This window comes from Bradyrhizobium sp. YR681 (genome assembly GCF_000282615.1).
Taxonomy (GTDB): Bacteria; Pseudomonadota; Alphaproteobacteria; order Rhizobiales; family Xanthobacteraceae; genus Bradyrhizobium.
Genome location: NZ_AKIY01000302.1, coordinates 1 through 9,954 on the forward strand (window position 1 = coordinate 1; position 9,954 = coordinate 9,954).

Sequence of the window (9,954 nt, forward strand, 5' to 3'; positions counted from 1 at the left end):
CTCAGGGTGACGGTGATGGAGTTGCGCTCGCAATGACGATTACGGAGGCAGTGCGGGGACTTAGTCGCGTTCACCCCGCTTGCCTAAGGCTGGCCGCAACCCCACGCCGCCTACTGTGCATGGGGTTGTTTTCGCAGTTTTGGCTTCAGCCGCGTCCGACGAACGGCATCTTGGTCGCCATGACAGTCATCGTCAGCACGTTGGCATCGAGCGGCAGGCCGGCCATGTAGGCCACCGCATCGCCGACCGCCTTCGCGTCCATGCGCGGCTCCTGCTTCGACGTGCCGTCGGGCTGCAGCACGCCGGGGCCGTTGACCATGCGATCGGTCATCGGGGTCGCGGCATTGCCGATGTCGACCTGGCCGACGGCGATGTCATACATGCGGCCATCGAGGTTCGAGGCCTTGGTGAGGCCGGTGATGGCGTGCTTGGTCGAGGTGTAGGCCGCCGAGAACGGCCGCGGCGCGTGCGCCGAGATCGAGCCGTTGTTGATGATGCGGCCGCCGCGCGGGCTCTGGTCCTTCATGATGCGGAAGGCGTGCTGTGTGCACAGGAACGGGGCGGTGAGGTTGGTGTTCACCACGGCCTGCCACTGCTCGAGGCTCAGGTCCTCGAAGTTCACCGGCGGTGCGCCCATGCCGGCATTGTTGAACAGCACGTCGAGGCGGCCATAGGTCGCCTTCACCTTGTCGAACAGCGCGGCGATCTGGTCCGGCTTGGTCATGTCGGCGGTGACGCAGAGGCTCTTGCCGGCAGGGCCGAGCTTGGCGGTCTCCTCGAGCATCTCCATCCGGCGCCCGACCAGCACCACGGTGAAGCCGGTGTTCATCAGCGCCAGCGACGCGGCACGCCCGACACCGGTGCCGGCGCCCGTCACCACTGCGATCTTGTTTGCTTCACTCATCGTTTCCTGCCTTTTCTCTTAAGTTGTCAGGTTTTGGGTTCTTTTTCGTTCTTGTAGGGCGGCCGCGGAATGTTCTGATGCGCTGCGCGCAGCGCCGCCGACCAGCGCGACCGCAAATCGTGGAAATAGGGCTCGCCCGCCTCGATGCGGTGGTTGAGGTCGGCATCGCAGGCATCCGCGCGCACCACCAGCACGTCGATCGGCAGGCCGACGCCGAGATTGGAGCGCATGGTCGAGTCCATCGAGATCAGGCCGGTCTTCAGCGCCTCGTAGAGCTCGACGTCGTAATGCATGGCGCGGTCGAGCACCGGCTTGCCGTATTTGTGCTCGCCGATCTGCAAGTAGGGCGTGTCGGTGGTGCACTCGATGAAATTGCCTGCGGTGTAGACCATGAACAGGCGCATCCGCGCGCCCTTGATCTGGCCGCCGAACAGGAAGGAGACGTCGAAGGACACATCCTCGGATTTCAGTGCGGGGCCCTCGGTCGCATGCACGGCGCGGATCGCCCGGCCGATGCGCTGGGCGGCCTGGAACATGGTCGGCGCGTTCATCAGCGTCTCGATGTCGCCCGTGTTGGGGTCTTCCAGGCCCTCGGTGAGGGTGGAGAGCACCGACTGGCTGATGGCGAGGTTGCCGGCACTGGCGATCGCCATGATGCGATCGCCGGGCTTGGAGAAGATATGCAGCTTGCGGAAGGTCGAGACATTGTCGAGGCCGGCATTGGTACGGGTATCGGCGATCATGACGAGCCCGTCCCGAACCAGGATTCCGCAACAATAGGTCATTTCCAATCCCCGAACGCGAGCGCTTTTGGCGGCGCCAAACTAGTAGCCAATTTCGGGGAGGCATGAAACCCCGGATTTCCGGGCGAGATCGTCATTCCCGGGCGTTTCGCCGCTGCGACTGCCCGCCTCAATCGGCGGCGTCGACGAGAAACGCCTGATCGACGGGGACGCCGAGCGCCGTGACCAGCCGGTTCGTTTCCGCGGCCATGCCGACGATGGCGAGCATCTCGGCATATTCGGCCTCGGTCATGCCCTTGGCCCGTGCGGCGGCGGTGTGGGAATGGATACAATAGCTGCAGCCATGCGCGATCGAGACCGCGACATAGAGCATCTCCTTGACCTTGGGATCGAGCGCGCCCGGCGCCATCACCTCCTGGATGCTCTCCCAGGTCCGCCGCAGCGTCTTCGGATCATGCGCCAGCGCGCGCCAGAAATTGTTGACGAAGTCCGATTTCCGCACCTTGCGGATATCGTCGAAAACGGCGCGCGCCTCCAGCGAGAGCTCGTCGTCTGAAAGCAGTTTTACGGTCGCCATGGGGTACCTCGCAGGATCGGTTTGATCCTGCGATCATAGCACGGCCGATCTGGTCAGCCTGCGGCGTCTAGCTCTGCCGTTGGGATTGCGACTGCGATTGCCCGCCGCGGCCGGCCTGGTCGACTTTGACCGCAACCGTCAGCGTCTCTGCGCCGCCGCCGTAGCGGGTGCCGCGCACGGGGGCTGCGCCGAGATAATCGAGCCCGATCGCGACGCGGACATGGGCGTCGGTGGCACAGATGCTGTTGGCGGGATCGAACCCGACCCAGCCCAGATCAGGCACGAAGGCTTCCGCCCAGGCGTGCCCGGCATCCTGGTGCACGGTACCGTCGGACCGCAAAAAATGGCCGGAGACGAAGCGCGCCGGCACGCCGCCGCTGCGGGCGCAGGCAATGAAGATATGCGCGTAATCCTGGCAGACGCCGCGCTTGAGCGTGAACGCTTCGGCCGCCGAGGTCCCGCTGTTGGTCGGGTCTTCGTCGAACGTCATGTGATCGCTGATCTCGCTCATCAGCGTATGCAGGAAGCCGAGCGTGTCGCTCTCGGCCTCGCTGCGCAGCTGCCGCGCGACCGCCGCCATCGCCGGGTTGACGGAGGTGAGGTCGGTGGCGCGCAGGAACATGCCGGCCGGAAAGCGCTCGTCGGCGCCGCGCAGCACGCCGCCGGTGTCGTGAGTCTCGATCAGGCCCTCGGCGATGATCTTGATGTCGCTGACGGGCCCGCAGGACAGCACGTGGGTGACGTTCCCGAACGCGTCCTCATGGGTGTCGAGCCTGGTGTCGGTCGAGACATCGATCTGCCATTCCGCCACGTATTGTCCGTCATGGCTGCACGGCGTCATGCGCAGGATCTGGATCACGCTGGTGGCCGCCGGCTCGTAGCGATAGGTCGTGGTGTGCTGGATTCGCAGGCGCATAGGGATCCGTTGTTCTGGCGTCGCCATTCCGGGCCCGCCCTGCGGGCGCCCCGGAATAGAGGCAGTATCAGATCAAATACTGCTTCGTAATGATTTCGCCCAGCCTGGAATTGTCCGCGATGAATTCCTGAATGAATTCATGGACGCCGTGCTGGAAAATGTCGTTCATATTGCTGTGTTCGAGCCGGTTGCGGATGCCGCGGGCATGGCGCTGGGCGGGGCCCTGGCGGCCATAGGCGACGCCGATCTGGTCGAGGTTGCGCGTGAGGTTGTCGTAGCAGCTCGCCAGCGAGCGCGGCAGCGTCCCGTTGAGAATGAGCAGATCCGCCACCAGCCACGGCTTCAGCGTCTCGCGATAGACCCAGTGATAGGCCGTCAGCGCCGAGACCGAGCGCAGGATCGAGCTCCACTGGTAGAAGTCGAGCGGGCCGCCGACATGCTCCTCCTCGGGCAGCAGCACGTGATACTTCACGTCGAGAATGCGCGCGGTGTTGTCGGCGCGCTCCAGATGCAGGCCGAGGCGCGAGAACCAGTAGGCGTCGTTGCGCAGCATGGTGCGGTACGCCGAGCCGTCGAAGCGCAGCGAGGTTTCCTGCACGAAGCGCAGGAACTTTGCGAGATCCTCGCGGGTCGAGGTGCCCTTGCTCCAGACCTCCTGCAACTCGATCCAGGCCGAGTTGATGGTGTCCCACATCTCGCTGGTGAGCGCGGTGCGCACCGAACGCGAGTTCAGCCGCGCCGCCTCGATACAGTTCCTGATCGAGGACGGGTTGTCGGCGGAGAACGAGAGGTAGTCGACGACGTTGCGCTCGTTGGCTTCCTCATATTGCTGATAGAAGCTCGTGGCGACGCCGGCGGTGAGCAGCGCCGAGTCCCATTCGTTGGTCTTGCCGATATAGGCGGCGGGAAGCGCGGTGACGCGCAGCGTCGCATCGATGGTGCGCGCGAGATATTCGGCCCGTTCGACGTAGCGGGCGAGCCAGTAGAGGTTTTCGGCGGTACGCGACAGCATCTCTCTACTCGTCCAGTATCCAGGTATCTTTGGTGCCGCCGCCCTGGCTCGAATTCACCACCAGGGAGCCTTCCTTCAGCGCGACGCGTGTCAGTCCGCCGGGCACGATGGTCGTGCTCTTGCTGCCCGTGAGCACGAAGGGCCGCAAGTCGACATGGCGAGGCGCGAGGCCCGTGGCCGTGCAGGTCGGACAGGTCGAGAGCGCCAGCGTCGGCTGCGCGATAAAACCTTCAGGCTCGCGCTTGAGTTTTTCGCGGAACGCTTCGATCGTCGCTTTCGTCGCGGCCGGACCGATCAGCATGCCGTAGCCGCCGGAGCCGTGGACTTCCTTCACGACGAGATCGCCGAGATGGTCGAGCACGTAGGCAAGGTCCTTCGGCTCGCGGCAGCGCCAGGTCTGAACGTTCTTCAGGATCGGCTCCTCGCCGAGGTAGAATTTCACGATCTCCGGCATGTAGGAATAGATCGCCTTGTCGTCGGCGATGCCGGTGCCGACGGCGTTGGCGAGCGTGATGTTGCCGGCGGCATAGGCCGACATCAGCCCGGGCACGCCGAGCGCCGAGTCGGGCCGGAAGGTGAGGGGATCGAGGAAGTCGTCGTCGACGCGGCGGTAGATCACGTCGACCCGCTTCACCCCTTCCGTCGTGCGCATGAACACTTCGTTGTTCTTGACGATGAGGTCGCGGCCCTCGACGAGCTCGATGCCGAGCTTGTCGGCGAGGAAGGAGTGCTCGTAATAGGCGGAATTGTAGACGCCGGGCGTGAGCAGGGCGACCGTCGGCTCGCCGGCCGCGCTGTGCGGCGCGACCGAGCGGAGGGCCGAGAGCAACTCGTCCGGATAGCGTTCGACCGGCGCCACCTTGTGGCGGGCGAACAGATCCGGAAACAGCCGCATCATGATCTCGCGGTTTTCCAGCATGTAGGACACGCCGGAGGGCGTGCGCGCATTGTCCTCCAGCACGATGAAGTCGTTGGCATCGACCCTGATGATGTCGATGCCGGCGATGTGCACATAGACGTCGTGCGGCACCTGCTGGCCGTTCATCTCCGGGCGGAAGACCGGGTTCTGGAAGATCAAATCGTCCGGGACGATCTCGGCGCGGAGGATGTCGCGGCCGTGATAGATGTCGCGCAGGAACATGTTCAGCGCCTTGACGCGCTGTTTCAGCCCCTTCTCCAGCAGCGCCCATTCCTTGCCGGACATGATCCTGGGGATCACGTCGAAGGGAATCAGGCGCTCGGTGGATTCGGAGTCCCCGTAGACGGCGAAGGTGATGCCGATCCGGCGGAACAGGAGCTCGGCTTCCTGGCGGCGATATTCGAGCGCCTCGGGAGGCGTCTCCTTGAGCCAGCGCGCCAGCTCCTGATAGGCGGGGCGAAGGTCCCCACCGGGAATGTTCATTTCATCAAACGCGACTGCCATAGATCCCGACTTGTCTCCGCAAGGCGTTGCGCCATTCGACAGGTCGTCAGGCCTTTGGGGAAGACCGCAACGTCCTGGCCATGCGTCAACAGTGCATGACTTTCATGTGGTAGCAAGGGCCGGGCCAGCGCGATAAGCATGGACTGGCAGGATTTGCCGGGGATGGCTGGCAGCTTGCCTGAAAAAATGGCTGAGGACTGCTTATTTCGGCAGCAAAACCGCGTGACTTCAACGCGTTACCTCGGCAAAGTCGGGCCGACAGGCTAAGGGACTTAAGGCATGAGCGAGATCGTCACGGCGGGCATTCTGGTCATTGGGGACGAAATCCTGTCCGGCCGGACCAAGGACAAGAATATCGGCTTCATCGCCGAATACCTGACCAATATCGGCATCGACCTGAAGGAAGTCCGGGTCGTCTCCGACGACGAGGCCGACATCATCGCCGCCCTGGATGCACTGCGGCATCGCTACACCTACGTCTTCACCACCGGCGGCATCGGGCCGACCCATGACGACATCACCGCCGACAGCGTCGCCAAGGCGTTCGGTGTCGGCATCGATCACCACCCGGAGGTGGTCGCCCGTTTCCGCGAGCGCTGGAGCGAGCAGGACCTCAACGAGGCCCGCCTGCGCATGGCCCGCATCCCCGACGGCGCCGAGCTGATCCAGAGCGCGACCATCCTCGCCCCCGGCTTCAAGATCGGCAATGTCATCGTCATGGCGGGCGTGCCCTCGATCATGCAGGCGATGATGGACATCGTCTCGCCCAAGCTGAAATCGGGCGTGCGCATGCTGTCCGAATCGGTCCGCGCCAATGCGCGGGAAGGGGACATCGGCAGCCCCTTGCGGGCGATCGCTGCGGCGCATCCGGACACCATCATCGGCAGCTACCCCTTCATGGACGAAGAGCAGAAGCCCAACACCAATCTGGTCGTGCGCTCGCGCGATGCGGACAAGCTCGCGGCGGCGATGGCGGCGGTGAAGGACATGCTGGCAGGATTGAACATCACCCGGTAGCAGAAAGGCTGCTGGACGAAGATTGGCAGGAGAGGACGATGGCTGCTGAAGCACCGGAACTCAGCGCGCAGGAGCGGGCAGGCAAGGCCTTTCCGGTCTCGTGGGATCAGTTCCACCGGGATTGCCGGGCGCTGACCTGGCGGCTCAACGAGGTCGGCCCATTCCATGCGGTGATCGCGATCACCCGCGGCGGGCTGGTCCCGGCGGCGATCGTGGCCCGCGAGCTTGGCGTGCGCGTGATCGATACGGTCTGCATCGCCAGCTACGACCACAACAAGCAAGGCGAGCTCCAGGTCCTCAAGGGCATCTCGGAATCCGCGATGAAGCTCGGCGGCGGCACCGGCAAGGGGCTCTTGATCGTCGACGACCTCGTCGACACCGGCAAGACCGGCAGACTGGTGCGCGAGATGCTGCCGGACGCGCATTTCGCCACCGTCTACGCCAAGCCGAAGGGACGCCCGCTGGTCGATACCTTCATCACCGAGGTGTCGCAGGACACCTGGATCTTCTTCCCGTGGGACACCGCGCTGTCCTACCACCCGCCGCTGCGCGACGGGGCGGCGTGATCTTCTTCACCTCGCCCGGCTTGCGGGGAGAGGTCGGATTGCATCGAAGATGCAATCCGGGTGAGGGGGACTCTCCGCGAGTCAATCTCTCACCGACCTTGCGGAGACTCCCCCTCATCCCGACCTTCGCAGCGCGAGCGAAAGCTCGTCGCGACCCCGCAAGCGGGGAGAAGGAGAAGATCCGCACCATGCCCCTGCAAAACCGCGTCACGCCGACCGGCGACATCATCGCCACGCCGCATCGCGGCATGTTGACCGGCAATCGCGGCATCATCCATGATCCCGCAACCAGGACGCTGCTGAACAAGCGCTGGTCGACGCCGGCCTGGATCACCTGCCTCTGCGAATTCCGGGGATGGCGGCGGCCGGTGATGGCGCGGCGGAGCTGGACCGAGCTGTTCTTTCTCGACGAGGCCACCTCCTTTGCGGCCGGTCATCGGCCCTGCTTCTTCTGTCGCCGCGACGACGCCAAGCGCTTTCGTGCCGCTTGGGAGACGGGCAATGGCGTCAGCGACGTCAGTGCAAAGGCAATGGACGCCGTACTGCATCACGAGCGACTCGATCGCGGCAAGAAACGGCTGCACGCGCTGCCGATGCCGCTGGCAGAACTACCTGATGGCGCGATGGTGCAGCAGGACGAACAGAGTTTTCTGGTGGTACAGGGCAGGGTGCTGCTGTGGTCGTTCGCGGGCTACACCCCCCATGCACGCGCCCTCGATCGCCCGATGTTGCTGACGCCGCCGTCCACGCTGCGCACGATCGTCGCCGGATATCAGCCGGTGCTGCATCCGACCGCCCGCAGCTAGCGCAGCGCGGCGAGTGCCGCGATGACGACGGCCGGTCGGACCACCGCCGTTACCCCAGCTTCTCCCGCGCCAGCGCCGCGCCGGCGCCGAGCGCCATCAGCTTGGCTTCGGCAATGTCGCGCCGCATCGGCGCCATGCCGCAATTGGTGGTGGCGATGATGTTGCTCTTGGGGACGAATTTCGACACCGCGTCGATCACCTTCACGACATCCTCGGCCGTCTCCACCGTGTCGCTGGCCACATCGATCACGCCGGCCTGCACGATCTTGGTCTTGAGCAGTGCGAGCAGATCGAGCGGCACCTTGGAATTGCGGCACTCGATCGCGACCTGCTGGATCGGGCTCGCGTCGATCGCCGGAAAGATCTGCTCATACTGCCGCCACTGCGCTCCCAGCGTTTCCTTCCAGTCGGTGTTGGCCTTGATGCCGTAGCCGTAGCAGATGTGCACGGCGGTGGCGCAGGTGAGGCCCTGGGCAGCGCGCTCCAGCGCCTTGATGCCCCAGTCGTTGACCTCGTCCATGTAGACGTTGAAGGCGGGCTCGTCGAACTGCACGAGATCGACGCCGTCGGCCTGCAACGCCTTGGCCTCCTCGTTCAGGAGCTCGGCGAAGGCAAAGGCCATCTTGACGCGGTCGCCATAGTAGCGATCCGCGATGGTGTCGATGATGGTCATCGGACCGGGCAGGGTGAATTTCAGCTTCTTCTTCGTATGGGTGCGGGCGACGCGCGCCTCGTCGGCATGGACCCGGCCCTTGAGCCGGAGCGGCGCGACCACCTGCGGCACCATCGCCTTGTAGCGGTCCTTGCGGATGCCCATCTCGACCTTGTGGGCGAAATCGATGCCCTCGATCTTCTCCAGAAAACCGTGCACGAAATGCTGCCGGGCCTGCTCGCCCTCGGTGACGATGTCGATGCCGGCGTCTTCCTGCACCTTCACGGCAAGCATGGTCGCGTCGCGCTTGGCGCGGAGAAGCTCGTCGCCTCCGGACTTCCAGGGCGCCCAGAGCATGTTGGGCTCGGCGAGCCATTCCGGCTTCGGCAAGGAGCCGGCGATCGTGGTTGGAAACAGCATGGCGGCCCTCCCGGCAGGTTATGTTGCGCCCCTTCCTGCCATGTCTTAACGTCAAGGTACAGAACAACAAAAGTCGTCTTCTATTCCGTTGGCGATGACGGGGAAGGGCCAGGGAAAGGTCATGATCGACCTCTATTACGCGCCGACGCCGAACGGCTGGAAAATCTCGATCATGCTGGAGGAACTCGGGCTTCCCTACACGGTGAAGCCCGTCAACATTCGCGCCGGCGAGCAGTTCAGCCCTGAGTTTCTCGCGATCTCGCCGAACAACCGCATTCCCGCGATTGTCGATCACGATCCCGCCGATGGCGGCGCGTCGTTCTCGGCGTTCGAGACCGGTGCGATCCTGATTTATCTCGCGGAAAAGACCGGCCGTTTCTTGCCCGGCGATCTCCGCGGCCGCTCCACCACGATCCAGTGGGTGATGTGGCAGATGGCGGGGCTGGGGCCGATGCTCGGCCAGCACGGCCATTTCGCGCTCTATGCGGCGGAGAAGATCCCCTACGCGATCGAGCGCTATCGCGACGAGGCCGCGCGGCTCTATGGCGTGCTCGACCGGCAGCTCGGCAAGACCGGCGGCTATGTCGCCGGCGATTATTCCATCGCCGACATCGCCTGCTTCCCCTGGACCATGACGCACAAGGCGCAGGGCTTTACGCTTGACGACTATCCGAACGTGAAACGCTGGTACGCCGAGGTGCGGGCGCGCCCGCAGGTCCAGGCCGGGCTTGCGATCGGAAAATTCGTGAAAGAGCCGTTCGACGAGGAATCACGCAAAATCATGTTCGGCCAGCGGGCTAAGGAAGTGTTGGGGAAGAAGTGAACCTCCGCTCTGTCCCCGTCATTGCGAGCGCAGCGAAGCAATCCAGAATCTTTCCGCGGAGGGACTCTGGATTGCTTCGTCGCTTCGCTCCTCGC

The 9,954-nt window shown here is 64.3% G+C and carries 11 protein-coding genes; 4 read left to right on the plus strand and 7 right to left on the minus strand.

Annotated features, from left to right (window positions below; translation table 11 throughout):
* Positions 1–145: 145 nt before the first annotated feature.
* The 6 genes from PMI42_RS32975 to PMI42_RS33000 form a co-directional block, all read right to left on the minus strand.
* Positions 146–904, minus strand: a complete 759-nt coding sequence (locus PMI42_RS32975) for an SDR family oxidoreductase (RefSeq protein ID WP_008143131.1) — start codon at positions 902–904, stop codon at positions 146–148.
* A 26-nt stretch (positions 905–930) separates the two neighbouring features.
* Positions 931–1,689: a proteasome-type protease gene (locus PMI42_RS32980; RefSeq protein WP_008143132.1), complete on the minus strand. Its 759-nt coding sequence runs from the start codon at positions 1,687–1,689 to the stop codon at positions 931–933.
* A gap of 127 nt (positions 1,690–1,816) precedes the next feature.
* Positions 1,817–2,224, minus strand: coding sequence for a carboxymuconolactone decarboxylase family protein (locus tag PMI42_RS32985; protein WP_008143134.1), 408 nt, complete (start codon positions 2,222–2,224; stop codon positions 1,817–1,819).
* Between the two features lie 67 nt (positions 2,225–2,291).
* Entirely contained in the window at positions 2,292–3,140 is an 849-nt protein-coding gene (locus PMI42_RS32990) for a transglutaminase family protein (RefSeq protein WP_008143136.1), read from the minus strand.
* 67 nt (positions 3,141–3,207) lie between these two features.
* Positions 3,208–4,152: an alpha-E domain-containing protein gene (locus PMI42_RS32995; RefSeq protein WP_008143144.1), complete on the minus strand. Its 945-nt coding sequence runs from the start codon at positions 4,150–4,152 to the stop codon at positions 3,208–3,210.
* A gap of 4 nt (positions 4,153–4,156) precedes the next feature.
* Complete coding sequence (locus PMI42_RS33000) at positions 4,157–5,575, minus strand: circularly permuted type 2 ATP-grasp protein (RefSeq protein WP_008143146.1); 1,419 nt, start codon at positions 5,573–5,575, stop codon at positions 4,157–4,159.
* Positions 5,576–5,854: 279 nt separating this feature from the next.
* Between PMI42_RS33000 and PMI42_RS33005 the strand changes: the two genes are divergently transcribed.
* The 3 genes from PMI42_RS33005 to PMI42_RS33015 all read left to right on the plus strand — a co-directional run bounded on the left by PMI42_RS33005 (position 5,855) and on the right by PMI42_RS33015 (position 7,964).
* Positions 5,855–6,592 (plus strand): competence/damage-inducible protein A, encoded by a 738-nt coding sequence (locus PMI42_RS33005; RefSeq protein ID WP_008143148.1) that lies wholly within the window; start codon positions 5,855–5,857, stop codon positions 6,590–6,592.
* Between the two features lie 38 nt (positions 6,593–6,630).
* Positions 6,631–7,158, plus strand: a complete 528-nt coding sequence (gpt, locus tag PMI42_RS33010; protein ID WP_008143150.1) for a xanthine phosphoribosyltransferase — start codon at positions 6,631–6,633, stop codon at positions 7,156–7,158.
* A gap of 188 nt (positions 7,159–7,346) precedes the next feature.
* Positions 7,347–7,964 (plus strand): hypothetical protein, encoded by a 618-nt coding sequence (locus PMI42_RS33015; RefSeq protein WP_008143154.1) that lies wholly within the window; start codon positions 7,347–7,349, stop codon positions 7,962–7,964.
* A 49-nt stretch (positions 7,965–8,013) separates the two neighbouring features.
* Here PMI42_RS33015 and PMI42_RS33020 read toward each other — a convergent pair whose 3' ends face one another.
* The gene (locus tag PMI42_RS33020) at positions 8,014–9,036 is read right to left on the minus strand and encodes a methionine synthase (RefSeq protein ID WP_008143155.1); all 1,023 of its coding nucleotides are present in this window, start codon (positions 9,034–9,036) and stop codon (positions 8,014–8,016) included.
* 121 nt (positions 9,037–9,157) lie between these two features.
* Here PMI42_RS33020 and PMI42_RS33025 point away from each other — a divergent pair, with 121 nt between their 5' ends.
* A complete protein-coding gene (locus PMI42_RS33025) occupies positions 9,158–9,859 on the plus strand; it encodes a glutathione S-transferase N-terminal domain-containing protein (protein ID WP_035967334.1) in 702 nt (233 codons plus the stop codon).
* The last annotated feature ends 95 nt before the right edge of the window (positions 9,860–9,954 follow it).